Annotated in this window: 25 protein-coding genes and 1 riboswitch; of the genes, 5 read left to right on the forward strand and 20 right to left on the reverse strand. The window is 72.5% G+C overall.

Annotated features, from left to right (window positions below; translation table 11 throughout):
* Window positions 1–18: 18 nt before the first annotated feature.
* The 12 genes from SACE_RS18600 to SACE_RS18655 form a co-directional block, all read right to left on the reverse strand.
* Window positions 19–786, reverse strand: coding sequence for an energy-coupling factor ABC transporter ATP-binding protein (locus tag SACE_RS18600; RefSeq protein WP_011874169.1), 768 nt, complete (start codon window positions 784–786; stop codon window positions 19–21).
* Window positions 783–1,547, reverse strand: a complete 765-nt coding sequence (cbiQ, locus tag SACE_RS18605) for a cobalt ECF transporter T component CbiQ (RefSeq protein ID WP_011874170.1) — start codon at window positions 1,545–1,547, stop codon at window positions 783–785. Before cbiQ ends, SACE_RS18600 begins: the two co-directional genes overlap by 4 nt.
* The gene (locus SACE_RS18610; protein WP_011874171.1) at window positions 1,548–1,934 is read right to left on the reverse strand and encodes a PDGLE domain-containing protein; all 387 of its coding nucleotides are present in this window, start codon (window positions 1,932–1,934) and stop codon (window positions 1,548–1,550) included.
* Window positions 1,931–2,626, reverse strand: a complete 696-nt coding sequence (locus SACE_RS18615; protein WP_009948277.1) for an energy-coupling factor ABC transporter permease — start codon at window positions 2,624–2,626, stop codon at window positions 1,931–1,933. The genes SACE_RS18610 and SACE_RS18615 overlap by 4 nt, the downstream gene beginning before the upstream one ends.
* Window positions 2,627–2,834: 208 nt before the next feature.
* Window positions 2,835–3,104 carry a HesB/IscA family protein gene (locus SACE_RS18620; protein WP_009948276.1) on the reverse strand — a complete coding sequence of 90 codons (270 nt, stop codon included), beginning with the start codon at window positions 3,102–3,104 and terminating at the stop codon, window positions 2,835–2,837.
* 68 nt (window positions 3,105–3,172) lie between these two features.
* The gene (gene gcvP, locus SACE_RS18625; RefSeq protein ID WP_009948275.1) at window positions 3,173–6,070 is read right to left on the reverse strand and encodes an aminomethyl-transferring glycine dehydrogenase; all 2,898 of its coding nucleotides are present in this window, start codon (window positions 6,068–6,070) and stop codon (window positions 3,173–3,175) included.
* A gap of 174 nt (window positions 6,071–6,244) precedes the next feature.
* Window positions 6,245–6,347: riboswitch (glycine riboswitch) on the reverse strand.
* A 104-nt stretch (window positions 6,348–6,451) separates the two neighbouring features.
* Complete coding sequence (locus SACE_RS18630; RefSeq protein ID WP_009948274.1) at window positions 6,452–7,018, reverse strand: MerR family transcriptional regulator; 567 nt, start codon at window positions 7,016–7,018, stop codon at window positions 6,452–6,454.
* Between the two features lie 243 nt (window positions 7,019–7,261).
* On the reverse strand, window positions 7,262–7,738 hold the full coding sequence (locus SACE_RS18635) for a bifunctional nuclease family protein (RefSeq protein ID WP_011874172.1): 477 nt from the start codon (window positions 7,736–7,738) through the stop codon (window positions 7,262–7,264).
* A 391-nt stretch (window positions 7,739–8,129) separates the two neighbouring features.
* Window positions 8,130–8,594: a glycogen accumulation regulator GarA gene (gene garA, locus SACE_RS18640; protein WP_009947913.1), complete on the reverse strand. Its 465-nt coding sequence runs from the start codon at window positions 8,592–8,594 to the stop codon at window positions 8,130–8,132.
* Window positions 8,595–8,710: 116 nt separating this feature from the next.
* Window positions 8,711–9,097, reverse strand: a complete 387-nt coding sequence (gene gcvH / locus SACE_RS18645) for a glycine cleavage system protein GcvH (protein WP_009947912.1) — start codon at window positions 9,095–9,097, stop codon at window positions 8,711–8,713.
* A gap of 112 nt (window positions 9,098–9,209) precedes the next feature.
* Complete coding sequence (gene clsA, locus SACE_RS18650) at window positions 9,210–9,968, reverse strand: cardiolipin synthase ClsA (protein ID WP_241867280.1); 759 nt, start codon at window positions 9,966–9,968, stop codon at window positions 9,210–9,212.
* Between the two features lie 95 nt (window positions 9,969–10,063).
* Window positions 10,064–10,285, reverse strand: a complete 222-nt coding sequence (locus SACE_RS18655; RefSeq protein ID WP_009947909.1) for a hypothetical protein — start codon at window positions 10,283–10,285, stop codon at window positions 10,064–10,066.
* Window positions 10,286–10,590: 305 nt separating this feature from the next.
* On the opposite strand from SACE_RS18655, the gene SACE_RS18660 reads away from it, so the two are divergent.
* The gene (locus SACE_RS18660; protein WP_009947908.1) at window positions 10,591–12,471 is read left to right on the forward strand and encodes a propionyl-CoA synthetase; all 1,881 of its coding nucleotides are present in this window, start codon (window positions 10,591–10,593) and stop codon (window positions 12,469–12,471) included.
* Window positions 12,472–12,523: 52 nt separating this feature from the next.
* Here the strand turns inward: SACE_RS18660 and SACE_RS18665 are convergent, their stop codons facing one another.
* Complete coding sequence (locus tag SACE_RS18665) at window positions 12,524–13,429, reverse strand: LysR substrate-binding domain-containing protein (RefSeq protein WP_009947907.1); 906 nt, start codon at window positions 13,427–13,429, stop codon at window positions 12,524–12,526.
* Between the two features lie 74 nt (window positions 13,430–13,503).
* On the opposite strand from SACE_RS18665, the gene SACE_RS18670 reads away from it, so the two are divergent.
* Both SACE_RS18670 and SACE_RS18675 read left to right on the forward strand, forming a co-directional pair.
* Window positions 13,504–14,376: an EamA family transporter gene (locus SACE_RS18670; protein ID WP_044547440.1), complete on the forward strand. Its 873-nt coding sequence runs from the start codon at window positions 13,504–13,506 to the stop codon at window positions 14,374–14,376.
* A 126-nt stretch (window positions 14,377–14,502) separates the two neighbouring features.
* Entirely contained in the window at window positions 14,503–16,101 is a 1,599-nt protein-coding gene (locus tag SACE_RS18675; RefSeq protein ID WP_011874175.1) for a beta-N-acetylhexosaminidase, read from the forward strand.
* On the opposite strand, the gene SACE_RS36570 is transcribed toward SACE_RS18675, so the two are convergent.
* The 7 genes from SACE_RS36570 to SACE_RS18705 all read right to left on the reverse strand — a co-directional run bounded on the left by SACE_RS36570 (window position 16,013) and on the right by SACE_RS18705 (window position 24,447).
* On the reverse strand, window positions 16,013–16,426 hold the full coding sequence (locus SACE_RS36570) for an isochorismatase family protein (RefSeq protein ID WP_029621762.1): 414 nt from the start codon (window positions 16,424–16,426) through the stop codon (window positions 16,013–16,015). The genes SACE_RS18675 and SACE_RS36570 overlap by 89 nt on opposite strands.
* Window positions 16,423–18,048 (reverse strand): (2,3-dihydroxybenzoyl)adenylate synthase, encoded by a 1,626-nt coding sequence (locus tag SACE_RS18680; RefSeq protein WP_009947902.1) that lies wholly within the window; start codon window positions 18,046–18,048, stop codon window positions 16,423–16,425. Before SACE_RS18680 ends, SACE_RS36570 begins: the two co-directional genes overlap by 4 nt.
* Window positions 18,049–18,060: 12 nt before the next feature.
* Window positions 18,061–19,326, reverse strand: coding sequence for an isochorismate synthase DhbC (gene dhbC / locus SACE_RS18685; RefSeq protein WP_009947901.1), 1,266 nt, complete (start codon window positions 19,324–19,326; stop codon window positions 18,061–18,063).
* A 41-nt stretch (window positions 19,327–19,367) separates the two neighbouring features.
* Window positions 19,368–20,150 carry a 2,3-dihydro-2,3-dihydroxybenzoate dehydrogenase gene (locus tag SACE_RS18690; RefSeq protein ID WP_009947899.1) on the reverse strand — a complete coding sequence of 261 codons (783 nt, stop codon included), beginning with the start codon at window positions 20,148–20,150 and terminating at the stop codon, window positions 19,368–19,370.
* Window positions 20,151–20,315: 165 nt separating this feature from the next.
* The gene (locus SACE_RS18695) at window positions 20,316–21,653 is read right to left on the reverse strand and encodes a carboxyl transferase domain-containing protein (protein WP_009947898.1); all 1,338 of its coding nucleotides are present in this window, start codon (window positions 21,651–21,653) and stop codon (window positions 20,316–20,318) included.
* Between the two features lie 9 nt (window positions 21,654–21,662).
* A complete protein-coding gene (locus tag SACE_RS18700) occupies window positions 21,663–23,102 on the reverse strand; it encodes an acyl-CoA synthetase (RefSeq protein ID WP_011874177.1) in 1,440 nt (479 codons plus the stop codon).
* Window positions 23,103–23,160: 58 nt separating this feature from the next.
* Window positions 23,161–24,447 (reverse strand): SLC13 family permease, encoded by a 1,287-nt coding sequence (locus tag SACE_RS18705; protein ID WP_009947896.1) that lies wholly within the window; start codon window positions 24,445–24,447, stop codon window positions 23,161–23,163.
* Between the two features lie 199 nt (window positions 24,448–24,646).
* Here SACE_RS18705 and SACE_RS18710 point away from each other — a divergent pair, with 199 nt between their 5' ends.
* Both SACE_RS18710 and SACE_RS18715 read left to right on the forward strand, forming a co-directional pair.
* Entirely contained in the window at window positions 24,647–25,354 is a 708-nt protein-coding gene (locus SACE_RS18710) for a FadR/GntR family transcriptional regulator (protein WP_009947895.1), read from the forward strand.
* A 112-nt stretch (window positions 25,355–25,466) separates the two neighbouring features.
* The gene (locus tag SACE_RS18715) at window positions 25,467–25,955 is read left to right on the forward strand and encodes a VTT domain-containing protein (protein WP_011874178.1); all 489 of its coding nucleotides are present in this window, start codon (window positions 25,467–25,469) and stop codon (window positions 25,953–25,955) included.
* The last annotated feature ends 34 nt before the right edge of the window (window positions 25,956–25,989 follow it).

Consider the following 25,989-nt stretch of genomic DNA (forward strand, 5'->3'; position numbering starts at 1 on the left):
ATGTGGACCCCGCCGCGGCTAGTCGAGGCGGAAGCCGAAGGGGAGCTCCAGGCGGTGCGCGGCGAGCAGTTCGGTGTCGGCCAGCAGTTCCCGGGTGGGCCGGTCGGCGACCACGACGCCGTCGTCGATCAGAACGCTCCTCGGGCACAGCTGCAGGGCGTAGGGCAGGTCGTGGGTGACCATCAGCATCGTCCTGCCGAGGCCGAGCAGCAGCTCGGCGAGCTCGCGCCGGGCGACCGGCTCGAGATTCGACGACGGTTCGTCGAGGACCAGGATCTCCGGGTCGCACGCCAGGACTGTCGCCAGTGCCACCCGCTTGCGCTGGCCGCCTGACAGGTGCAGCGGTGATCTTCCCGAGTGCTCGGTCATGCCGACCGCCGAGAGCGCGTCGTCGACGCGCTGCTCCAGCTGCGCACCGCGGAATCCGAAGTTCAGCGGTCCGAACTCGACGTCCTCGCGCACCGTGGGCATGAACAGCTGGTCGTCGGGGTCCTGGAACACCACTCCGACCCGCCTGCGGATCTCCCGGACGTGGCGCTCGGTGAGCTCCAGCCCGCCGACCGACACCCGCCCCGCGTCACCGCGCAGCACACCGTTGAGGTGCAGCGTCAGGGTCGTCTTGCCCGCACCGTTCGGCCCCAGCAGCGCGACCCGCTCGCCGTGCGCGATGCTCAGGTCCACCCCGCGCAGGGCCTCGTGCCCGTCCGGGTAGCTGTAGCGCAGGCCCTCGACCCGCAGGGCGGTCGTGGCCCTGGTCTGCGTCGCCCCGTCGGTGGCGTCGGTCATGCGGTCCACAGCGCGGCTCCCAGCACCAGCACGGCAATGGCGGGAGGCACCATACCCAGCGCCCACGCGGCGGCCGGGGTGCGGCCCGCCCGCGCGTCCGGCACGGCACCGCTCCAGCCGCGCGACAGCATCGCCAGGTGCACCCGTTCACCTCGCTCGTAGGACCGGATGAACAGGCTGCCCACGCCCCGCGCCGTGGCGCCGACCTGCCACAGGAACCGCGGATCGTGACCGCGCGCGATCCGCGCGACCCGCATCCGCCGGGCCTCCCCCACGACCACCTCGGCGTAGCGCAGCATCAGCGAGGCGATCGTCGTGAGCATCGCCGGTGCGCGCAGCCGCCGCATGCCCAGCAGCAGTTCGTTCGGCGCGGTCGTCGCGGCCAGCAGCAACGACGTCGCCAGGCCGAGCGTCCCCTTGGCCAGCACGTTCCAGCCCGCCAGCAGCCCCTCCACCGACAGCGCGAGACCCAGCACCTCGGTGCGGGGCCCTGCGGCGGTGAACGGCAGCAGGAACGCCAGCACGACGAACGGCAGCTCGATCAGCAGGCGGCTCGACAGCCACCTCAACGGCACCTCGGCCAACCTGGACAGTCCGAAAAGCAGGACGGCGTAGCCGGCGAACGCCCAGAACACCTGCCTGGGCGTGGCCACCACGCACACCACGACCAGCAACGCCGCCACGACCTTGACCTCCGGCGCCACGCGGTGCACTCGCGAGGGGCCGGGCAGGTGCAGGGCGCTGACGTGACCGGCGCCCACTCAGTCCTCCCCAGGCGTGTCCCCGGCATCCCCGCGGCCGCTGGTCCCCCGGCGCCGCAGGCCCCAGAACAGGGCGCCCGCGGCCCCCAGGGTCGCGACCACACCGATCGCGCCGGCGACACCGGTCAACCGGTCGTCCCCGCCGACGGTGTAGTCGGCCAGCGGCCCGTCCGCCAGCGGGTGGTCGGTGCCGTTCTGGGCGATGCAGTGCCCGTCGAGCCGTTCGCCCTGCTCGGTCTCGACCACCGTGCAGCCCTGCTGGGTGACCGCGTCCAGCCCGTCGGGGTCGGAGTCGGCGAAGTAGGACAGCACCGCCGCCATCAGCAGGGCGACCAGGCCGAACCCGAGCAGGAAACCCGCGCCGCGCTTGCGCGCCACAACCGTCATCGCGCCTTCTCCTCCACTGCTCGCGGCCGCGCTGTGCGCAGCAGGTGCACGAGGTCGGGCCGCGCGGCGGCTACAGCGCCCACGGTCGCCGCGGTGATGATGCCCTCGCCGATGCCGATGAGGCAGTGCACGCCGATCACCGCCAGCGCCGCCGCGCCGGTGCCGTACCCGGCCGCGCCACCGATCGCGTACTCGAGCACGAACCCGCAGGAGGCCGCGACGGTGTTGACGAACGCCGCGGCGAAGGCCGTCACCAGCAGGCCCGCCCGGCTGCGCACGGCGAGCCGGCGCAGGGCCAGGGCCACCAGGTACCCGGTGGCCGTGCCGATCAGCGCCATGTTGGTGATGTTGGCGCCGAGCATGGTGATCCCGCCGTCGGCGAACAGCAGCGCCTGCACCACCAGCACGATCGACACGCACAGCGCTCCGACCCACGGTCCGGCCAGGATCGCGGCCAGCGCGCCGCCGAGCAGGTGCCCTGACACGCCCGGCAGCACCGGGAAGTTGATCATCTGGGCGGCGAAGACGAACGCCGCGACCAACCCCGCCATCGGCGCGGTCCGGTCGTCGAGGTCGGCGCGCGCCCGCACCAGCGCCAGGCCCACGCCCGCGATGGCCACCCCGCCGAACAGCAGCGACGTCGGCGCGTTGAGCAGCCCGTCGCTCATGTGCATGGCCAGCGTCGTGGTCACGCCCGCATTCCTCCCCGCTCACCGGCCGCCCACGTCGGACAGCCGCCGGCCGAGGATAGTTGCCATCGACACGTTCTGGCCAATCCCTGGCAGCAACCCGGCTCTCGAAAGCCCCAGCCCGCGAGAACACGGGCCATCGAGCACACCGGCCCCGAAAACGAACCGCCCGCCCGGATGAGGTCCGGGCGGGCGGTCGAGTCTTGTCGCGTCAGTCGCGGACGGCCAGGCTCAGCTCGCCGTTGTCGTCCCGCTCGGCGTCGAGCGTCTTGTCGTCCAGCAGGGACGCGGCCTGCTCCGGCAGGAACACCCGCACCCCGGACTCCTCGACGACCTGGTCACCCGCCTGCGGTTCCTCGGCGATGGAGGCCTGCAGGCCGTCGCCCGCAGGGGCGATCCGCAGGCCGGACCCCTCCGCCGAGTCGCCGCCGGCCAGGACGACCTTGATGACCTCTGCGGCGCTCTCACTGATTGCGAGCATTGCTTTCACTCCTCTCGGAGGTGGTCACGTGAGTGACCCACCGTAGTGCATGTCTCCGAGACCGGCAGTCACCCCTCGTAGGCCGACAGGGGCGGGCAGGAGCACACCAGGTTGCGGTCGCCGCGGGCCCCGTCGATGCGCCGCACCGGCGGCCACACCTTCGCCACGCGGGTGCCCAGCGGGTAGGCCGCGACGTCGCGGCCGTAGGCGTGGTTCCACTCCCCGACCAGGGACGCGGCCGTGTGCGGGGCGTTGACCAGCGGGTTGTCGTCAGCCGGCCACTGCCCCGCCGCGACCTTGTCGATCTCGGCGCGGATGGCGATCATCGCCTCGCAGAAGCGGTCGAGCTCGGCCAGGTTCTCGCTCTCGGTGGGCTCCACCATCAGCGTGCCCGCGACCGGGAACGACATCGTCGGGGCGTGCAGGCCGTAGTCGGCCAGCCGCTTGGCGACGTCGTCCACCGTGATGCCGCTGGACTTGGTGATGGGCCGCAGGTCCAGGATGCACTCGTGGGCCACGAAGCCGCCCGAACCGGTGTAGAGCACCGGGAAGTACTCGTCGAGCCTGCGGGCGACGTAGTTTGCGGCCGCGACGGCGGTCAGCGTCGCCCGGCGCAGACCGTCGGAACCCATCATCCGCACGTAGGCCCACGAGATCGGCAGGATCGACGCGCTGCCCCACGGCGCCGCGCTGATCGGTCCCACCCCGGTGGAGGGGCCCGCCGCGGGCTGGAGCGGGTGGTTCGGCAGGAACGGCGCCAGGTGCGCGCGGACACCGATCGGGCCGACGCCCGGCCCGCCGCCGCCGTGCGGGATGCAGAAGGTCTTGTGCAGGTTCAGGTGCGAGACGTCGGAGCCGAACTTGCCCATCCGGGCCAGCCCGATCAGCGCGTTGAGGTTGGCCCCGTCGACGTAGACCTGCCCGCCCGCGTCGTGCACCAGCCCGCAGACCTCCTGCACGGTGTCCTCGTAGACGCCGTGCGTGGACGGGTAGGTGATCATGATCGCGGCCAGGTCGTCCTTGTGCTCCTCGACGACCTCGCGCAGGTGGTCCATCTCGATGTTGCCCTGGTCGTCGCAGCGCACCACCACGACGCGCAGACCGGCCATGATGGCGCTGGCGGCGTTGGTGCCGTGCGCGCTGGCCGGGATGAGGCAGACGTCCCGCTCGGCCTCACCACGGCTGTGGTGGTAGGCCCGGATGGCGAGCAGACCGGCGAACTCGCCCTGGCTGCCCGCGTTGGGCTGCAGGCTCACCGCGTCGTAGCCGGTGATCTCGGCCAGCCAACCCTCCAGGTCGGAGACGATCCTGAGCAGGCCCTCGGCGTCCTGCGCGGGCGCGAACGGGTGCAGCCCGGAGAACTCCGGCCAGGTGATCGACTCCATCTCGGCGGTCGCGTTGAGCTTCATCGTGCACGAGCCCAGCGGGATCATGCTGCGGTCCAGCGCGACGTCCTTGTCGGAGAGCTCCCGCAGGTAGCGCAGCAGGGAGGTCTCCGAGCGGTGCGTGTGGAACACCGGGTGCGTGAGGTACTCGGAGGTGCGCAGGAGGCTGGTGGGCAGCGCGTCCGGGGTCTCGGCGTCGAGCTCGTCGACGTCGGGCTGCTCGGGGAGCCCGAACGCCTTCCACACCGCGGCCAGCCGGGCGCGGGTGGTGGTCTCGTCGCAGCTCACGCCGACGTGGTCGCCGTCCACGCGGCGCAGGTTCACACCCTCGCGGCGGGCGGTGGACACCACGTCGTCGGCCTTGCCGGGCACCCGGGCGACGACGGTGTCGAAGAACTCCCCGTGCACGACCTCGACGCCGCCGCGGCGCAGCCGCTCGGCCAGCACGGAGGCCATCCGGTGCGCCCTGGTCGCGATCGCCTTCAGCCCCGCCGGACCGTGGTAGACCGCGTACATCGACGCCACGACCGCCAGCAGGACCTGCGCGGTGCAGATGTTGCTGGTGGCCTTCTCGCGGCGGATGTGCTGCTCACGGGTCTGCAGCGCCAGCCGGTAGGCCAGGTTGCCGTCGCTGTCGACGCTGACGCCCACCAGCCGGCCCGGAAGCTGGCGCTCGATGCCCTTGCGGACCGCCATGTAGCCGGCGTGCGGGCCACCGAAGCCCATCGGCACGCCGAAGCGCTGGGTCGTGCCGACGACGACGTCCGCGCCCATCTCACCGGGCGCGCGCAGCAGCGTCAGCGCGAGCAGGTCGGCGGACACCACGGCCATCGCCCCGCGCTCGTGGACCTCGGAGATGACCGCCTCGTGGTCGCGCAGCGCGCCGGAGGCACCCGGGTAGGCCAGCAGCGCGCCGAAGAACTCGCCCTCGGGCAGGCCGGAGGCGCCCTCTGACAGGTCGGCCACCACGACCTCGATGCCCAGCGGCTCGGCGCGGGTCCGCAGCACCTCCAGCGTCTGGGGCATGGTGTCGGCGTCGACGACGAACCTCGGCGACTTCGACCGCCCGGCCCGCCGGACCAGGGTCATGCCCTCGGCGGCCGCGGTAGCCTCGTCCAGCATCGAGGCGTTGGCCACCGGCACCCCGGTCAGGTCGGCGACCATCGTCTGGAAGTTCAGCAGCGCCTCCAGGCGCCCCTGCGAGATCTCCGGCTGGTACGGCGTGTAGGCGGTGTACCAGGCCGGGCTCTCCAGCACGTTGCGCAGGATCACCGGCGGGGTGACGGTGCCGTAGTAGCCCAGGCCGATCATCTCGGCGTGCGGGCGGCACCGCCCGGCCAGCTCGCGCAGCTCGGCCAGGGCCTGCGCCTCGGTGGCCGGCTCGGGCAGCGCCAGGTGCAGGTCTCGCTCGCGGATGCCCTCCGGGACCGCGCTCTGGCCCAGCTCCTCCAGCGAGCCGACCCCGATCACGTCCAGCATGTGGGCCAGCTCGGCGGGAGCGGGACCCACGTGGCGGTCGGCGAACGGGGTGCCGTGCTCCAGCGCGGCGAGCGGGATGCGGTCATGGGTCACGTCGGTCATCGCCAAACCTCGATCTTTCGCGGCGGACACAGGGTTCGGCAGCACGGCGGGTGCTGCCCTCCCCCTCTGTCAATGTCCGCTGCGCGAACGCCTGAGAGCTTCACCCGGATCGCACCCGGGCTTGCACCGTCGGCGGGGTCACCACTGCCGTGACGACCCGCTTTCCAGAGGTATCTCGCCCGCGCGGTCCGGTTGGCCTGAGAGGTTGTCGGGGAGTGGTTGCTCCTTCGGCGCCGCACCGGTGTCCTACCGGCGCGGACTCTCCCGCGCGGGGTCTGCGATGCAGGGAAGCCTACCTGATCTGGAGGCGTGGGAGGACCCTCGCACCACGCCCGGCGGCCACGCACCGCACCCATCCGGCCCATCGGCCTCCGCCGGGTGTCAGCCGGTCTGGCGGTCCCGGCGGCGGCGTGCCAGCTCGTCGGTGGCCGACGTGGTGACCTCCACACCGTCGGCGCGCTCCGCGGGGAACTCGTGGATGGTTCCGCTGATCTCCCGCATCGCCCCGCTGACGGCGATGCCGAAAACCCCCTGGCCGCCCTGCAGCAGGTCGACCACCTCCTCGGCGGAGGTGCACTCGTAGACGGTCGTGCCGTCGCTGAACAGCGTGATCCTGGCCAGGTCCTGCACGCCGCGGTGGCGCAGGTGGTCCACGGCGACGCGGATGTTGTGCAGTGAAACACCGGTGTCCAGCAGTCGCTTGACCACCTTGAGCACCAGGATGTCCTTGAACGAGTACAGGCGCTGGGAGCCCGAGCCCGCCGCACCTCTTATGGACGGCCCCACCAGCTTGGTGCGCGCCCAGTAGTCGAGCTGGCGGTAGGTGATACCCGCGATCTGGCAGGCGGCCGGACCGCGGTAGCCGACGAGCTCGTCCGGTAGCGAGGCGTCCGGGAACAGCTCACCCTGCTCCGCGGCAGCATCCCGGTTGGGTGCCTGCTCGACCACGCCTGCCTCCCCTCGTCCGGCATGATGCCGACCGACCGCCAAGGCCCTGGACCGTGCGTGACTCAGGGCTGCGAACGCCCGCGCCGCACGAGCAGCTCGCACGGGAATCACAAGCGGGCGATTCGCGTGTCTTCGACGGTAAGCCCGCCCAGGGGGGAGGTCAACGCGACGCGCGGGGAGACGACGAGGCCCCCGGCGCGACCGCGCGCCGGGGGCCCGTCCAAGCCCGCACCGGGCGCCGGTTCAGGTGTCGGCGCCGCGGAAGTCCTCCGGCGAGACCGAGTCCAGGAACTCCCGGAACTTCTCGACCTCGTCCTCCTGCTCGTCCGGGATGATCAGCCCGGCCTCGTCGAGCACCGACTCGTCGGCGTGGATGGGCACACCCACCCGCAGCGCCAGCGCGACCGAGTCGCTCGGCCTGGCCGAGACCCGCACGTCACCGTCGAAGACGAGCTCCGCGTAGAACGTGCCCTCCTGCAGGTCGGTGATGCGGACCTGCTCCAGGTCCCGCCCCAGCGCCCCGATGACGTCCTTGAGCAGGTCGTGGGTCAGGGGTCTCGCAGGGCGCACGCCCTGCTGCTCCAACGCGATGGCGGTCGCCTCCACCGAGCCGATCCAGATCGGCAGGTAGCGCTCGCCCTCGGTCTCGCGCAGCAACAGGATCGGCTGGTTGGCTGGTAGTTCCACTCGCACGCCGACGACGCGCATCTCACTGCTCATCGTCAAATCGCCTCCTCCAGCGCGCCGGGGCGTGACGTCCTCGTCGAGGATCTCGCACCGGCGTCTCCGACGCTACCCGCGATACGGCGGACACGCCCATCCCTCGGCTGTCGATCAGCCACCGTTTTCCGCGGCCTGGCGCCTCGGCAGGCCGAGAACCGATACCTGAGCTCACCATTGAGCAACACTCAGCACGATACACCGCCGACCGGCCCCGTAGGGGCGGTCGGAAGGCCCCGAAACCCAACTGCAAACACGTGATTCGGCTGGGGCGCCGGCGCATCCGCGGGCGGGTCCGGCCGGGTCGCCGCGCGGGTTCGCGCAGTACCACGAACGACCGGGGCGGCGCCGGTTGCTCGGCGCCGCCCCGATGCCCGTTCCTCACGCCGACCTAGCGGCCTTGTCCCCCGTCGATCGGGCCGGTCAGGAAGACCAACCGGAACTTCCCGATCTGCACCTCGTCGCCGTTGGCGAGCACCGAGGTGTCCACCGGCTCGCGGTTGACGTAGGTGCCGTTGAGGCTGCCCACGTCGACGACCACGAAGTCGTTGCCCTCCCGGCGGAACTCGGCGTGCCGCCGCGAGACCGTGACGTCGTCCAGGAAGATGTCGCTGTCCGGATGGCGTCCGGCGCTGGTCGTGTCCCGGTCGAGCAGGAATCGCGAACCCGCGTTCGGGCCGCGCTTGACCACCAGCAGGGCGGCGCCTGCGGGCAGCGCGTCCACCCCGGACGCGGCAGGCTGCTCCGCGGGCGCGCTCTCGGTGCTTTCCGGCTCCGAGAGGAAGGGCCTGAAGACCGAGGTGGTCTCCGGTGACTGCTCCGGCGGAACGTCGCCGGAGCCGCTGTTGTGGCTCACCTGAGCTCTCCTCTACGCGGATAGATCGTGCGAAGTGTCTTCCAACGTACCGTGTCGTCAACGGCGAGTTGCGCGCGAGTCCCGACAAAGGTCGAGGACACCGCCGAGATCGACGATCAGTCCTGGTCGGTCAACTGCCGGTAGGCGTTCTCGTCGAGCAGCCGGTCGAGCGCGGCAGGGTCGGCAGGCCGGATCTCGACCATCCAGCCGTCGCCGAACGGGTCGGTGTTGACCAGGTCCGGCTCGTCGCCCAGGCGCTCGTTGCCCTTGACGACCTCGCCCTCCACCGGGGCGTAGAGCTCCGAGACGCTCTTGGTCGACTCGACCTCGCCCATGCTCTCGCCCGCGCTCACCTTGCTCCCCTCGTCGGGGAGCTGGACGAAGACCACGTCGCCGAGCTGACGCTGGGCGTAGTCGGTGATTCCGACGCGAACGGTGCCCTCACCGCTGGGCAGAACCCACTCGTGCTCGCTGGTGTACCTGATCCGTTCGGGGGCCGTCACCTGGTCCCGCCCTTCCTGTGTTGCCAGAGCCGTGTGCTCCCACCGGGTGAAGATCGCCCGGCGGGTCCGGCGAGCGTATTTCGCCGACAGCGCGGGCCGCAAGGCACCCGGGTCAGGTCCGCGCCGCCCTGCGCGCCGCGCGGACCGCGGCCACGACCTGGGACAGGTAGAGCAGTCCCGCCCACAGGTAGAGCGCGCCGCCCCAGCACGTGAAGGCGTAGGCGATCGGGCGGACCACCGCGGAGAAGGTGAAGTCGCCCTGCACGAGAAGCAGCAGCGGGAAGGCGTACATCAGGCAGAAGGTGGCCGCCTTGCCCAGGTAGTGCACCTCGGGCGGCTCGTAGCCGTGGTAGCGCAGCACCGGCAGGCACAGCGTGAGCACCACGTCGCGTCCGATGAGCGCCGCGGCGACCCACCAGGGCACCACGTCGCGCATCACGAACGCGACCAGGGTGGCGACGATGTAGAGGCGGTCGGCGGCGGGGTCCAGCAGCTCCCCGACCCGGCTGTACTGGTTCAACCAGCGGGCCAGCTTGCCGTCCAGCCAGTCGGTCGCGCCGCTGATGACGAGCACCAGCAGCGCGAGCAGGTCGTTCTGCGGGCCGAGCAGCAGCCACAGGAAAAGCGGAACGCCGGCCAGGCGGATCGCGCTGAGGAGGTTCGGCAGCGTCAGCCACGGATCGTCCCAGACGCCGGCGGCGGCTTCCCTGATCCGCGCGAGTCCGGGGTCGGCCCCCTGTTCCGATCCGGCGGGCCGCGACCGCTCCGGGTCCGGCTCCGAGCCGGTTCCCCGCGCGGTGTTCTCCGTGGTGCCGTCGGCGTCCTGCACCACGAGCCCCTCCCCGAAACGGTTGTCACGAACTACCCGCATCCGGATGCGGGTATGCGCATCCGGCACCGATCAGGGTGCCACACACCTCGGGCAACGGTCCTGGCGGCTGGGCAGTCCGTCCCCCGGCGGGGTGCTCAACGTGGACGGTGGCTCCAGCCCCGGCGGCGGAGGTCGGCGTCGGTGAGGAACCGGGCACGGCGGCGGTCGTCGACGCCGGCCCAGCGGGCGCCTCTGACACCTTCGAGTACGTAGGAGTGGCCGCCGCTCCACACCACGCTGCGCGGCGCGGTGGGCAGGTCGGCCTGGTCCGCTCCGCTCGAATCGGTTTCCGTCGTAGTCGACGTGTCCGTGCTCATCTCCGGTAGCACCTCCGTACCGGTTGTCGGTCCACCCCGGTGTGTCGTTAGCCCGAATCCCCGGCCTGCAAAGGATTGTGTTCGATCGATCACGCCCTGTCGCGCCGATTCGGCCCGTCTGGCGACAAGTGGACGGGGGCGGTCGCCGAAGTGACCACCGGCGGTCGCGGCCCGCACCCGCCGGGCTGAAGTCCGCCGACCGCTCGGCGTTCGTTCACCGCCGCGGCGCCGTGGTGGTGCCGAGCGCGCGGGTGCGGTAGGACACTCACGGTCAGCAGTCCGGCACGCGCGGGAGGTACATCGTCATGGGCGCATACGCCGACGCCTACCAACGGAGTTCGTCGGACCCGGAAGGGTTCTGGCTGGACGCGGCCGACGCGATCGACTGGGAGCGGAGCCCGAGCCGGGCACTCGACGACTCGCGGGCGCCGCTGTACCGGTGGTTCCCCGACGGAGTCCTCAACACCTGCTTCAACGCTCTCGACCGGCACGTGCGCGACGGCCGCGGCGAGCAGGACGCGCTGGTCTGGGACTCCGCGATGACCGGCACCGTGTCGCGGTGGACCTACCGGGAGCTGCTGGAGCGGGTGTCGGTGTTCGCGGGCGCCCTGCGCGCCCAGGGGGTCGAGCGGGGCGACCGGGTGGTGATCTACCTGCCGATGGTGCCCGAGGCGGCGGTGGCGATGCTGGCCTGCGCCCGGATCGGTGCCGTGCACTCGGTGGTCTTCGGCGGCTTCGCCCCCCGGGAGCTCGCGGCCCGCGTGGACGACGCCCGCCCGAAGGTGATCGTGGCGGCCTCGTGCGGGCTGGAGCCCAACCGCGTCGTGGAGTACAAGCCGATCGTCGACGAGGCGCTGCGGCTGTCCGAGCACCGGCCCGACCGGGTCATCGTGCTCCAGCGCGAGCAGGCCACCGCCGCGCTCGGCGAGCGCGACCTCGACTGGGACGACGCCGTGGCCGGGGCCGAACCTGCGGACTGCGTGCCCGTGGCGGCGACCGACCCGCTCTACGTCCTCTACACCTCCGGCACGACCGGCCGGCCCAAGGGCGTGGTCCGCGACAACGGCGGGCACGCGGTGGCGCTGCGGTGGTCGATGTCGGCCATCTACGACATCGGGCCGGGCGAGGTGTTCTGGACGGCCTCCGACGTCGGCTGGGTCGTCGGCCACTCCTACATCGTCTACGGACCGCTGCTGGCGGGCGCGACCACGATCGTCTACGAGGGCAAACCGGTGGGCACGCCCGACTCCGGCGCGTTCTGGCGGGTGATCGCCGAGCACGGGGTGAAGTCGCTGTTCACCGCGCCGACGGCGTTCCGGGCCATCAAGCGGGTCGACCCCGACGCGGTCGAGCTGGCCAAGCACGACATCTCCAGCCTGCGGTCGCTGTTCCTGGCCGGGGAGCGGCTGGACCCGGAGACCTACCAGTGGGCCGTCGGCAAGCTGGGCATCCCGGTCGTGGACCACTGGTGGCAGACCGAGACGGGGTGGCCGATCTGCGCCAACCCGCGCGGGCTGGAGCCGATGCCGGTCAAGCCCGGTTCGCCGACCGTGCCGGTGCCCGGCTACCAGGTGGAGATCCTCGACCAGTCGGGCGAACCCGTGCCCACCGGCCGGGACGGCGCGATCTGCATCCGCCTCCCGCTGCCGCCCGGGACGCTGCCGACGCTGTGGAACGCCGACGACCGGTTCCGCGGCGAGTACCTGGAGCGCTACCCCGGCTACTACCTGACCGGCGACAGCGGGCACGTCGACGAGGACGGCTACGTGTTCGTCATGGGCCGCACCGACGACGTGATCAACGTCGCCGGGCACCGCCTCTCGACCGGTTCGATGGAGGCCGTGCTGGCCGAGCACCCCGCGGTGGCCGAGTGCGCGGTGATCGGCGTGCGCGACGCGCTGAAGGGCCAGGTCCCGCGCGGCTTCGTGGTGCTCAAGGCCGGGGTGGAGGTCGACGAGGAGAAGCTGCGCGGCGAGCTGGTTGCCGCCGTCCGCGACCAGATCGGCCCGGTCGCGGCCTTCCGGGACGTCAGCGTCGTCGACGGGCTGCCCAAGACCCGCTCCGGCAAGATCCTGCGCAAGTCGATGCGCGAGATCGCCGACACCGGCCAGACGAAGGTGCCGTCCACGATCGAGGATCCGGCGGTGCTCGACGCCCTGCGCCCGGCTCTGCGCCCTGGAGGCTGACGGGACCCCGGGCCGGGTGTTGGCGGGCGCGGACCGCCCGTGCGGTGCCGCATCAGCCGCTCGACACGCGGCGGGCGGCATCCTCCAGCGCCGCCATGACGACGGCGATGGCCGGTTGCGCCCGGCTGCCCCTGCGGACGCAGGTCAGGACGCTGCGCGCCGGGGCCGGTTCGCCGAGCAGCGGGATCCGCACGAGTCCGCGGTGGGCGGCGACGCCGGCGAGCGCGGGCAGCAGGCAGACGCCGAAGCCGCCTTCGACGAGGCTCAGCACGCAGCTCCACTCCGCCGCCTCGTGCGCGACCCGCGGGGTGAAGCCCGCGGCGGCGCAGGCGACCCTGATCAGCTCGTGCTGGTCGTGGTGGGGCGCGATCCAGTCCTCGCTCGCGGTCTCGGCGAGCTCGACCGCGTCGCGGCCGGCCAGCCGGTGACCGGTCCACACCACGAGGTCCTGCCGGTCGCGCAGGAGGATTCGCTGGTCGAAGCGCGGGTCGTCGAGCGGCGGCGTTCCGGGCACCGGCAGGACCGCGATGTCGGCCCGGCCGGCGAGCAACCGCCGCAGGCCCTGGTCGATGTCGGTCTCGGCCAGGCTGACCTCCAGCCGCGGGTTCGCCTCGCGCACTCGTGCGGCCGCGGGGACGAGCAGGGACCCGAAGCTGCTGGCGAAACCGGCGATGCGCACCCGCCCCGCCGCCCCGTCGGAGTGCTCGGCCAGGTCGGCCCGGGTGCGTTCCCACTCGGCGGCGATCGTGTCGGCGTGGCCGAGCAGGACGTGCGCGGCGGAGGTGAGCGCCACCCGTCGTCCTTCGTGGTTCAGCAGCTCCGCGCCGACGTCGGCGGCCAGTTGGCGCAGTTGCTGGGACACCGCCGACGGGGTGAGGTGCAGCGCCCGCGCGGTGGCCGTCACGGTGCCTTCCTCGCGCAGGACCCTCAGCACGTGCAGGCGTCGCAGGTCGATCATGTAGTCGATTCTTCACAGTAGTAGGTAGAAATGTGAAATGGACCTGCACGGCTCCGTGATCGCAGACTCGGGCCATGCAATCCCCGCCAGCCCGAACCGGCCGAGGCCGTGCGCACCGCGGACTACCACCGCCCCTGCTCGTGCTGGGTGCGGTGTGCAGCGTGCAGTTCGGGCAGGCATGGGGAAAGCACCTGTTCGGCGTGGTCGGGCCGGCAGGCGTGGTGACGCTGCGACTCGGGCTGGCCGCGGCGGTGCTGCTCGCCCTGTGGCGACCGCGGATTCCCGCGGGGTGGCGGCCGCGGGGGCTCATCGTCGGGTTCGGCACTGCGATCGCGGCGATGAACATCATCTATCCGGCACTGCGCTACCTTCCGCTCGGCGTCGCGGTGAGCCTGCAACTGCTGGGCCCGTTCACGGTGGCGCTCGCGGGATCCCGGCGGCCCCGTGACGTGGTCTGGGCGCTGCTCTCGGGCGCCGGAGTCCTGCTGCTCTGCGCTCCTTCCGGCCCGGCGCCACCGCTGGTCGGTGTCGGGCTGGCGCTGCTGTCGGCGGCGGGCATGGGCGGCTACCTGCTGCTGAGCCGCCGGGCTGGGGAACTCGCCGCTGACGGCGCTCCGCTGGCGCTGGCGGTTGCGTGGGCGGCCGTGCTGGCGCTGCCGTTCGGCATCGCCGAGTCCGGGACGGCGCTGCTCTCGACCGCCGCTCTGCTGCCCGGCCTCGGCCTCGCACTGCTGTCGGCGGTGGTGCCCTACTCGCTGGAGCTGATGGCCCTGCGCCGGCTGCCGCCGCGCGCCGTCGGCGTAATGCAGAGCCTCGAACCCGCCGTCGGCGCGGCGGCGGGCCTCCTGCTGCTGTCGGAGGTGCTCGCGGACCGGCAGGTCGCCGGGCTGTGCTGCGTGACGCTGGCCTCGGCAGGCGCGGTGCTCACCCGCGGGCGCGGCGGCTGAGCCCGCGCCCGCGGGCCCGAGCCCGGGTGGGCGCGGTGTCCGGTACGTCCGTTCGGACGCTTCTATCGCTCAGGATTTGGTCTATACCTTTGTGGGTCAGCTGTCCCCGACCCGAGCGGTGAGACCATGAAACGATCATCGCAGCACCTGCCGACCCGCCGCGCGACGTCGGTGGCGGCGCTGCTCACCGGCGCACTGCTGACCGGCGGTCTGCTGACCGCGCCGGTCGCGGGTGGCGTCGAAGCCCAGGACTCCCGGATGCACCAGGTGATCCCCGCCCCGGCCCACGTCGAGCCCGATCCCGCCGTCGAGTTCTCGCTCGGCGAGAAAGCCCGGATCAGCGCCGAGGGCGAGGCCAAGGCCGTCGGCGACCAGCTCGGCGAGATCCTGCGCCCCTCCACCGGGTTCGAGCTGCCGGTCGTCGGCGCCGACCCGCGCCCCGGCGACATCGCCCTCGAGATCGAGCGCTCGGACGACCTCGGCGCCGAGGGCTACCGGTTGGCGGTGACCGGGGAGAACGTGCGGATCGAGGCGGGCACCCCCGCGGGCCTGTTCAACGGCGTGCAGACGCTGCGGCAGTTGCTGCCCGCCTCGGTCGAGAGCGACCAGGTGCAGCAGGGGCCGTGGACGGTGCCCGGCGGTGAGATCACCGACCAGCCGCGCTTCGGCCACCGCGCGGCGATGCTGGACGTCGCCCGGCACTTCTTCGACGTCGAGCAGGTCAAGCGCTACATCGACCAGATCTCGATGTACAAGGTCAACCGCCTGCACCTGCACCTGAGCGACGACCAGGGCTGGCGGATCCAGATCAAGAGCTGGCCGCGGCTGGCCGAATACGGCGGCAGCACCGAGGTCGGCGGCGGCCCGGGCGGCTACTACACGCAGCAGGACTACACCGACATCGTCAACTACGCCGCCGAGCGCCACATCCTCGTGGTGCCCGAGATCGACCTGCCCGGTCACACCAACGCGGCGCTGGCCTCCTACGCCGAGCTGAACTGCGACGGCGTCGCCCCGCCGCTCTACACCGGCATCGAGGTCGGCTTCAGCTCGCTGTGCGTGCCGAAGGAGATCACCTACGAGTTCGTCGACGACGTGCTGCGCGAGCTTTCGGCCATCACCCCCGGCCCGTACCTGCACATCGGCGGCGACGAGGCGCACTCGACGTCCGAAGAGGACTACAAGACGTTCATGGGCCGGGTCCTGCCGATGGTCGAGAAGTACGGCAAGACCGCGGTCGGCTGGCACGAGTACGCCAAGGCCGAGCCGAAGGCGGGTTCGGTGCTGCAGTACTGGGGCACCACCGACTCCGACCCGCTGCTGGCCCCGGCCGTCGCCCGCGGCAACAAGGTCCTGCTCTCCCCGGCGAACAAGTCCTACCTGGACATGAAGTACGACGCCGACACCGAGCTGGGGCTGAGCTGGGCAGGCTACATCGAGGTGGCCACCGCCTACCGCTGGAACCCCGGCCGGTACCTGCAGGGCGTGCCGGAGGAAGCAGTGCTCGGCGTGGAGGCTCCACTGTGGAGCGAGACGCTGGAGAACTCCGACCACATCGAGTTCATGGCGTTCCCGAGGCTGCCCGCCATCGCCGAGCTGGGCTGGTCGCCGGCGGCCACCCACGACTGGGAGTCGTTCAGGAAGCGGCTGGCCGCGCAGGGGCCCCGGCTGACCGCGCTCGGGATCGACTTCTACCGGTCTCCGCAGGTGCCTTGGTCGAAGTGACCTGACGGCGGCGCGAGCGGTCCGGTGCGAGCTCCGCGCACCGGACCGGTGTCGCACCCGGCCGCCCGCTGGGCTGCGCGCAGTAGACCACCGGCACGCCCGCGGCGTGCGCGCTCGCCCGCAGGGTGCGGATGTTGGCCACGACCTCGGTCAGCGGCTCCCGGCCCGGGGTGAAGGCGTTGACGAAGTGCCGCTCCATGTCGTGCACCAGCAGCACCGCCCGGTCGGCCGCGGGCCGCCAGTCCACCCGGTTGGCCGGGAGCTCTTCCTGTCGTGGCACCGAATACGGTGCGATCGCCGGAAGCGCCACCGCTCCCCCGCTCATCGTCCTGCGTCCTTGCCGAGCTCCGGTACCAGCTCGCGGCTGATGACCTCCCGGAGGTCTCGCTTGCTGACCTTGCCCACCCCGGTCCGAGGGAACCGCTCGAGGAACTCCACCCGGTCCGGAACCTTGTACCCGGCGAGCCCGCGCTCCCGGACGAACCGGATGAGCTCGCGGGCCTTCGGCGGCGTGCCGCGCGGGACCACGAAGGCGCAGGTGCGCTCGCCCAGGTAGTCGTCGGGCATCGACACCACCGCCGCGTCGTGCACCGCCGGGTGGGCCAGCAGGTGGTTCTCGACCTCCTCGGCGGCCACCTTCTCGCCGCCGCGGTTGATCTGGTCCTTGGCCCTGCCCTCGACCACGACGTCGCCGGTGCGGTAGAAACCGTCCGGGGTGAACGCCTTGGCGTTGTGCTCGTCGGCCTTGTAGTAGCCGCGGATCGTGTAGGGGCCGCGCGTGAGCAGGTGCCCGGTCTCCCCTGCGGCGACCGGCCGGTCGCCGTCGTCCACCACCAGCACCTCGTCGCCGGGGGAGATCGGCCTGCCCTGCGTGGTGAGCACGACCTCCTCCGGATCGTCGAGGCGGGTGTAGTTCACCAGCCCCTCGGCCATGCCGAACACCTGCTGGAGGGTGGCGCCCAGAACCGGCCGGACCCGGCGCGCGACCTCCTCGCTGCACTTGGCGCCGCCTACCTGCAGCACCTGGAGGCTCGACAGGTCGTGCTCGGTGCCGGCCGCGGCGTCCAGCCAGACCAGCGCCAGCGGCGGGACCGCGGCGACCATCGTGACGCGTTCGCGTTCCACGAGCGGGAAGACCTCGTCCGGGCTCGGCCTGCGCGCCAGCACGACGCGGCCCCCGGCGTGCAGGACGCCGAACGTGCCGGGCGAGCTCATCGGGAAGTTGTGCGCGATCGGCAGCGCGCCGAGGTAGACGGTGTCCTCGGTGACGCCGCAGATGTCGTTGCTGGCACGGAAGGAGTAGATGTAGTCGTCGTGCGTGCGCGGGATCAGCTTGGGCACGCCGGTGCTCCCGCCCGAGAGCTGGAGGAAGGCGATGTCGCCCGGCCGCGGGCCCGGGTCGTCCGTCGGCTCGCCGTCGATCTGCTCCAGCGCGATGAAACCGGAGTCGCCCGGGTCTCCCGCGATGAGGACCTGGCGCAGCCCCGGCACCCGCCGAGCGACCTCGGCGGCCGGCACCCGGTGGTCGAAGCCCGCCTCGACGTCGGTGGTGATGCAGGCGACCGCCTCGCTGAACTCGCAGAAGTAGCCGATCTCGGTCAGCCGGTGCGAGGGCAGCGCGAAGACCGGGACGGCTCCGATGCGGAACAGCGCGAAGCAGACGTCGAAGAACTCGGCGATGTTGGGCAGCTGCACCACGACGCGGTCGCGGGCGGTGATGCCGAGCCCGCGCAGGCCGGCGGCCAGGCGGTCGGCGCGCGCGTCGAGCTCGCCGTAGGTGGTCCTGCGGTCGCCGTCGACCACCGCGACCCGGTCGGGGTGGGCGTTCGCGCGGTCCCGCAGCATCCGGCCGAAGGTCTCACCGCGCCAGTAGCCGGCCGCCCGGTAGCGTTCGGCGAACTCGGCGGGCCAGGTCGGACACCCAGGCAGGATCTCGTCGTCAGTCAAGGTGATCCTCCCTCACAGGGCGTGGTCCAGGCCCATGGCCGCCAGCGCGGTGCGGAACTTCGCCGAGGTCTCGGCGAGCTCGTCGGCGGGGTCGGAACCCGCGACGACGCCCGCTCCCGCGTACAGGCGCAGCGAGGCGTCCTCGACCTCGGTGCAGCGGATCGCCACGACCCATTCGCCGTCGCCGGCCGCGTCGCACCAGCCCACCACGCCCGCGTAGTAGCCGCGGTCGAACGGCTCGTTCTCGGTGATGGCCCGGCCCGCCTCGGCCGTCGGGGTCCCGCACACCGCCGGAGTCGGGTGCAGCGCGACGGCCAGGTCCAGCGACGAGGTGTCCGGATCGCGCAGCTCGCCGGTGATCTCGGTGGCCAGGTGCCACATCGCGGCGGTCGCGACCACCGAAGGGCGCCTGGGCACCCGCAGCGTGGTGCAGAGCGGCCGCAGCGCGTCGGTGACGGCTTCGACGACCGCGGCGTGCTCGCGCAGGTCCTTCTCCGAGTCCTCCAGCTCCTCGGCGCGGCGCCGGTCCTCCAGCGGGTCGGCGCTGCGGGGCCGGGAACCGGCCATCGGGTTGGACCGCACGCTGATCCCGCGGCGGGAGACCAGCAGCTCCGGGCTCGCACCCGCGAAGGTGCGGTGCAGCTCCGGGTGCGGCCCGAAGGAGTCGCGGGTGCCGTCCTGGCCCCTCGCGGGCAGGTCCACGGCGAAGGTGTAGCCGCCGGGGTCCTTGAGCGCGAGGTTGCGCAGCAGCCGCCGCACGTCGATCGGCTCGTCGGCGGAGAGCTCCAGCGAGCGGGCCAGGACGACCTTGCTCAGCTCCCCGCTCTGCATCCGCCGCAGGACGCGGGCGACACCGCGCTCGTACTCCTCCGGCGCGGGCACCTGCCGCATCCGGCAGGACAGCGGCCTCGGCGCGGACGCGCTGGGCACCATCACGTTCGGCGGCGCGGCGCGCACCACCTCCCTGGGCAGCACCAGGTGCGCCGGGAGGTTCTCGCCGAACGGCACCGCGCCGACGACCAGGGGGTTGCGGCGGCCGAAGTCGCGCGCACCGGTCAGGAACTGCGCCACCCGATCGGAAAGACCGCTGCGCCCGCACTCGATCTTGGGCACGGTGGCGTCGACACCGCGCGCCAGCATCGTCGCCCGCGCCGAGGAGAAGAAGAACGACGAGCCGGGCTCGTAGGCCTCCAGCAGGCGGGTGGCGTCGTCGGCGGCGAGCAGCTTGCCGATCTCGTCGAGATCCCCGGCGGTGTCGATATCACTGTCGATGGTCATGTGAACCTTTCCGTGCACCGGTCGCGGTGCTGGCGAGCAGGTCAGGCGCGCAGCGTCGCGCCACCGTCCACGTACAGGTCGTGCATGGTGATGTGCCCGGCGCGGTCGGATGCCAGGAAGGCCACGGCGTCGGCGACGTCCTCGGGCGCGGCGAGCTTGCGCAGCGGGATGCCGACCTTGAACGTCTCCGGCGAGCCCTCGATCACCTGGCTCGCGTCGCCCTCGCCGGCCAGCGCGCGCAGCATGTCGGTGTCGGTCGAGCCGGGCGACACCACGTTGCAGCGGATGCCGTGCTCTGCCAGCTCCAGCCCGAGGGACTTGGTGAACAGCGTCGCCGCAGCCTTGGAGGCCGCGTAGGCGGCCATGCCGTGGCGGGGCACGCCCGCGGCGTTGGACCCGACGGTCACCACGCAGCCGCGCCCGCGCGGGACCATCCGCCGGGTGACCTCCCGGCAGAGGTGGAACACGCCGTCGGTGTTCACCGCGAAGGTGCGGTGCCAGTCCTCGTCGGCGAGGTCGTGGACCTTGCCCGGGTGCAGCACGCCCGCGACGTTGGCGAGGATGTCGACGGGCCCGAGGTCGCGCTCGACCCGGTCGACGACGCCGGCCACGGACGCGGCGTCGGCGACGTCGGCCACATAGGGTCCGGCCTTGCCGCCCTGCTCGGCCAGTCGCGCCGCGACCGCGGTCCCCTCGTCGGCGTCGATGTCCACGGCGGCGACGGTGGCCCCCAGGTCGGACAGGGCGGTGGCCACCGCGGCGCCGATCCCCCGGCCGGCGCCGGTCACCAACGCGACCTTGCCCGCGATCCCAGTCCGGTCCATCCGGCCCCCGCTCCTTTACTCAGGCTAGCCTTACCTTGGTCAGGCTAGCCTGAGTTTAGAACACGAAATCACCCGGTCCGCCACCACCGACAGGTGTCTTTGATCACCGAAAGCAGCGGGGACGGCCCAGAGCAGGCGTTCCACTCACTCGCTGGCGTGATCTCGTCACCGGGCGATGCCCCGGACGAAACCGAGTGCCACCAGGTCCTGCGGACGCAGCCGCATCAGGTCGGCGACCTCCGGAGCCTCGGACGGGTCGCGTTTGAGGATCGCAGCCCCGGACTCGGGCACGATCACCGCGAAGTAGGCGTCGGCGGTGATCCAGGTCCGGTCCGGCGAAGTCAGCGCCAGCGCCCCGCCGGATCCCCCCTCGCCGATGACCAGCGTGGTGACCGGCACCCGCGCCGCGGCCACCGCCGTGAACAGCTCGGCGATGGCCGGCCCGGCCCCGTCGCGCTCGGCCTCGGCGCCGTTGGCCGCGCCGGGGGTGTCGACCAGGGTCAGCACCGGGATGCCCAGCTGGTCCGCGAGCCGCACCAGTCGCGCGGCGGTCCGGAAGCCGGCCGGGGTGTTGGCCGTGCCGGTCTGCGCCGCGAATGCCACCGTCCTGCCCGCGTGCTCCCCCAGTCCGCAGAGCATCCCCGGGTCGGTCCCGCCCGCGCGGTCGCCGCTGATCTCGAACCGGGCGGAGAAGTAGCGGTCGAGGTACCACCCGGCGCGCGGCCGATCAGCGGCGCGGGCACGGCTGACCGCTTCCCAGCCGGAGGCCGGGAGATCGGGCACGTCCGGGGCCTCGGGCAGCGGCGCCGGTTCCGGCGGCCCGGCGAGCCGCGACGGATGCAGCAGCCGGACCAGCTCGGCCAGCACGCCGGGCAGCTCGGCGTCGTCGACGATCCGGTCCACCTGGCCGTCGGCGAACTTGCCCTCGGCGGTGAACGGCTCGCCCGTCGCGCGCGGATCGCGCACCCGGGTACCGCCGAAGGCCACCGCCGCGCCCGGCTGGGCAAGCACGACGTCGGCGCCCGCCGCCAGCGACGCCCACATGCCGCCGGTCGTCGGGTTGCGCAGGACCGCGATGTGCGCGATCCCCTCCCGACGGGTCCGCAGGCACGCCTCGGCGATGCGCTGGAGCTGGCTCAACGCCAGGATTCCCTCCTGCATCCGGCTGCCGCCTGAAGCCACCAGCGAGATCACCGGCAGCCGGTGCCCCCTGGCGTGATCGAAGGCCGCCACGATCCGGGCACCCGCGTCCTGGCCGACGGAACCGCCGAGGAAGCCGAAGTCGAACGCGACGAGGACGGCCTCGAGCTCGCCGACCACGCCCCGCCCGCACACCACCGACTCGTCCGAGCCGGTCGCGCGGGCCGCGCGTTCGCGCTGGGCGCCGTAGCCGGGCCAGCCCAGCGGGCCGTCGGGCTCCCGGCACGCCACCGCGGGCGGTTCGAACCGCTCGAACCGCCGCGCGATGGCCTCCACCAGGACGCGGGCACCGGTCTCAGCCATGGCGGCACCTCACCCCGCCAGCGCCTTCTTCATGACCTTGCCCATCTCGTTGCGCGGCAGCGCCTCCACGAACCGCACGACGCGCGGCCGCTTGTGCGGGGTCAGCAGCTTGGCGACGTGGTCGGCGAGCTCCTGCTCGGCGACCTCGGCGGCCTGCACCACCCACGCCACGATCCGCTCCCCGAGGTCGGGGTCGGCCTCGCCGGTGACCGCGACCTCGGCGACCGCGGGATGCTCCAGCAGCGCGTTCTCGATCTCGCCCGCACCGATCTTGTAGCCACCGCTCTTGATGATGTCGGTGGCGCGGCGGCCGACGATGCGGATGTAGCCGTCCGCCGCCCGGGTCGCGACGTCGCCGGTGCGGAACCAGCCGTCGGTGAACGCGGCCTCGGTGGCGTCGGGGCGGTTGAGGTAGCCGGTGAACAGGTTCGGGCCGCGCACCAGGATCTCGCCGACGGTCTCGTCGTCGCTCTCGGTGATCTCGGCGCCCTGCTCGTCGACCAGCCGCAGCTCCACTCCGGCGAACGGCCTGCCGACGTAGCCGGGCCTGCGGTCGCCGTCGGCGCGAACCCCGCAGTTCATGATCGTCTCGCTCATCCCGTAGCGCTCGACGACCCGCTGCCCGGTGAGCCGCTCGATGCGCTCGTGCTCGACGGCGGGCAGCGCCGCCGAACCCGACACCAGCAGCCGCGCCCCGCCGACCGCCTCGGCGATCCGCGGGTCCTTCTCCGCGTCGTCGGCCAGCCGGTGGTACATGGTCGGGACGCCGAACATCATCGTGGCCGGGCCGGAGAGCTCCTCGGCCACGCCCTGCGAGGAGAACCGCCCGAGGTGGTGCACGGTTCCGCCCAGCCGCAGCGGTCCGAGCGTGCCCAGGATCAGGCCGTGCACGTGGAACAGCGGCAGCGCGTGCACCAGCACGTCCCGCGCGGTCCATTCCCAGGCCTCGGCCAGCGCGTCGAGGTTGGCCCGGATCGCCCGGCGCGGCAGGACCACTCCCTTGGGCGGCCCGGTAGTGCCGGAGGTGTAGACGATCAGCGCCGCCTCTTCCTCGTCCGGTTCCGCGGGCAGCTCCCCGCCGCGGACGGTGAGGTCGACCTCGTGGACCGGGATGTCCCCGAGCCCCTCCGGCGCCTCGAACCCCGGCGCGACCAGCAGCAGCTCCGGCCGGCTGTCACCGACGATGTGCGCCAGCTCGCGCTCGCCGACCTTGGGGTTGATCGGCACGACGGCCGCCCCCGCCGCCAGCGCGCCGACGACCGCCGCGCAGGTCTCCGGCACCGAGGTCGCCCACACCGCGACCCTCCGTGCCCGCCCGACGCGCTCGGCCAGCGCCGCGGTCACCCCGGCCAGCTCGCGGTAGTCCAGGGACCGCTCGCCGAAGCGCAGCGCCTCCCGCTCGTCGGGCTCCCGCAGCTTCGGGAACAGCACCTGCTCTGCGGCACCCATGTGCACCTCCACCTCTTCGCTCCTCCAACCCGGACCCGGCAGCGACCACGGTCCGGGGTCAACCCAGACCCGGCACGACGAAGACCAGCCACACCACCGCCGGCGCCACCGCCGTGACGATCGCGCCGTAGACCAGCAGCCTGCGGAAGAACACCTCGCGGTCCACGCCCTTGGCGTTGGCCAGCACGATCGCACCGTTGGTCGAGAACGGGCTGACGTCCACCACTGTCGACGACACGGCCAGCGCGGTCACCATGCCGACCGCCCCGATGCTTCCGGTGGTGAGGAACGGCACCGCCAGCGGGATCAGCGCGCCCATCAGCCCGACCGACGAGGCGAACGCGGAGACCACCCCGCCGATGTAGCACAGCAGCAGCGCGGCGAGCAGAGGAATTCCGACCGTGGCCACCGCATTGCCGACGTAGTCGATGGTGCCCATCTCCTGGAGCACTCCGACGTAGGTCAGCACGCCGCAGATCAGCAGCACCGTCGGCCAGGTGACCTCGGCGGGCGCGCCGGCCGCGGCCTTCGGCGAGATCAGCGTGAGCACCACGGCCACGGTCATGGCCACCAGCCCGACGTCGAGGCCGAAGCCCAGGGTCGTGACCACCAGCGCCGCCAGGCCGAGCAGGGTGCACACCCGGTCGCGATTGAGCCGCGGATCTTCGGTGGGAGCCACATCGGCGTCGGTGCTGTCGGCACCGCCGCTCGGCGCGGGGGCGCCGACCGTGGCCGCGGCTCGGACCAACCGGATTCCGCCCAGCGCCACGAACACGACACCGGCGATCACCAGGTTCACCGCGAAGCTGCCCGCGAAGAGCACAAGCGGGCTGCCCGGCAGCCGGTTGCCCGCGACCACGCCGTTGACGATCACGCCGTAGACGCTGATGGGCGAGAACCCGCCGGCCTGCGCTCCGTGCACGACCATGGCGCCCATCAGCAGCGGGTTGATCCCGTGCCGGGCGGCGAGGTTCAGCGCGATCGGCGCCACGATGGCGACCGCGGCGGGACTGACCGCGCCGATGGCGGTCAGCAGCGCGGCGATGCCGAACATCACCCACGGCAGCACCGCGAGCCGGCCGCCGACCAGCCGGACCGACCACCGGACCAGCCAGTCGGTGGTGCCGTTGGCCCTGGCGATGGCGAACAGGTAGGTGACGCCCACCAGCACGACGAAGATGTCGCCGGGGAACCCGGCGAAGATCTCGTCCTCGGACAGCCCTCCGGCCAGCGTTCCCACCAGGAACGCCGCCGCGAAGGCGAGCACGCCCATGTTCACCGACAACGTCGTGGCGACGACGAAGCAGGCGACGAGCGCAAGGATCGATACGACTTCGGGCGGCACTGCCCCTCCTCGCTCAGGTCGGCCGTGCCGGGCGCTCCGCCGAGCGGGGTGATCCCGGGCACAGTGGCTCACTGGCTGAACCACTTTGCGCCGAGTCGATCGCGGCGTCAAGAGCTGATTGGCTCAGCCACTGCGCCACTGCCCCCCGGTGCTAGCCTTACTAGCGACCGATCTTCCCGGTCCGACGGAGGATTCCGACTTGTCCGAGGCCCTGCGCCCGCTGGCCCGCCCGCGGCTGTACGAGCAGGTCGTGCAGCGGCTGCGGGAGCACGTGGCCGACTCCGGGCTCGGCGCGGGCGACCGGCTGCCTCCCGAGCGCCAGCTCGCCGAGCGGCTCGGCGTCAGCCGCGCCTCGGTCAAGCAGGCCATCGTGGTGCTGGAGGTGCAGGGCCTGGTCGAGGTGCGCCACGGCGGCGGCACCTACCTGCGCCGCGGCCGCCTCGACGCCGAGCCGGTCGAGGAGCTCGTGGCCCGCAAGCGCCGCCTGCCCGACGTTCTGGAGGCGCGCGAGGCGCTGGAGACCAAGCTGGCGGAGCTGGCCGCCGAACGGCGCACCGACGAGGACCTCGCCGAGATCGACGCCGCGCTGGCCGACATGCGCGCGCAGATCGAGTCCGGCGATCGGGGCGAGGCCGGTGACCAGCGCTTCCACGCCGCCGTCACCGCCGCCGCGCACAGCTCGATGCTGGCGGAGTTCATGCGCACCATCGCGGCCGAGATCGCCGAGAGCCGCGAGGAGTCGCTGCGCCAGCCGAACCGGCCGTCCAAGTCGCTGGCGCAGCACGAGCGGATCGCCGAGGCGATCCGGGACCGGCAGCCGCGCGCGGCGGTCACCGCGATGCGACGGCACCTGCGCACGGTGAGCCGGGTCCGGCTGCTGAGCTGGGACCCTGACGCCGAGGACTGACCCACGCCGGGGCCGAGCCGCCGAACACACCCGGTAGTCTCGTGCGGCCCCTACCGCTGTCTGGAGTACGACCGATGCCTGCCCGATCCCCTCGCGACCACGGTGCATGTCGATGATCGGATGGCTGCTGGCCACCGCGGGCACCGCCGCGCTGGGCAGCGTGTTCCCCGTGGTCAACATCGAGCTCTACCTGCTGGGTGTGCTCTCCACCGTCGAAGGCCCGGTGTGGTGGGCGCTGGGACTCGCGGCCGCGGTCGGCCAGGTGGCGGGCAAGACGCTGTTCTACCTGGCGGGCAAGGGAAGCGTCACGCTCGGTGAACGGCTCGGCAGGATGACCCGGGCCAGGGCCGGCAGCCGGTGGGCCCGGTGGATGGAGCGGTTCCGGCACAAGAACGAGCAACGCCCGTGGTGGGGCCGCGGTGTGCTGTTCCTCAGCGCGATCCCGGGAATCCCGCCGTTCACCCTGATGTGCTTCGCCTCCGGCGCCGCGGGCATCCGGTTCGGCTGGTTCCTGCTGGCCGGACTGGCCGGACGGGCGGTGCACTTCCTGATCGTGGCCGGCGCCCCGGAGATCATCGGGCACCTGCCCGCGTTCGGCTGAGCTTAAACCTCCGGTGCCGCGGGGAAACCTGCTT

Origin of the sequence: Saccharopolyspora erythraea NRRL 2338 (assembly GCF_000062885.1) — a bacterium.
Classification (GTDB): domain Bacteria; phylum Actinomycetota; class Actinomycetes; order Mycobacteriales; family Pseudonocardiaceae; genus Saccharopolyspora_D; species Saccharopolyspora_D erythraea.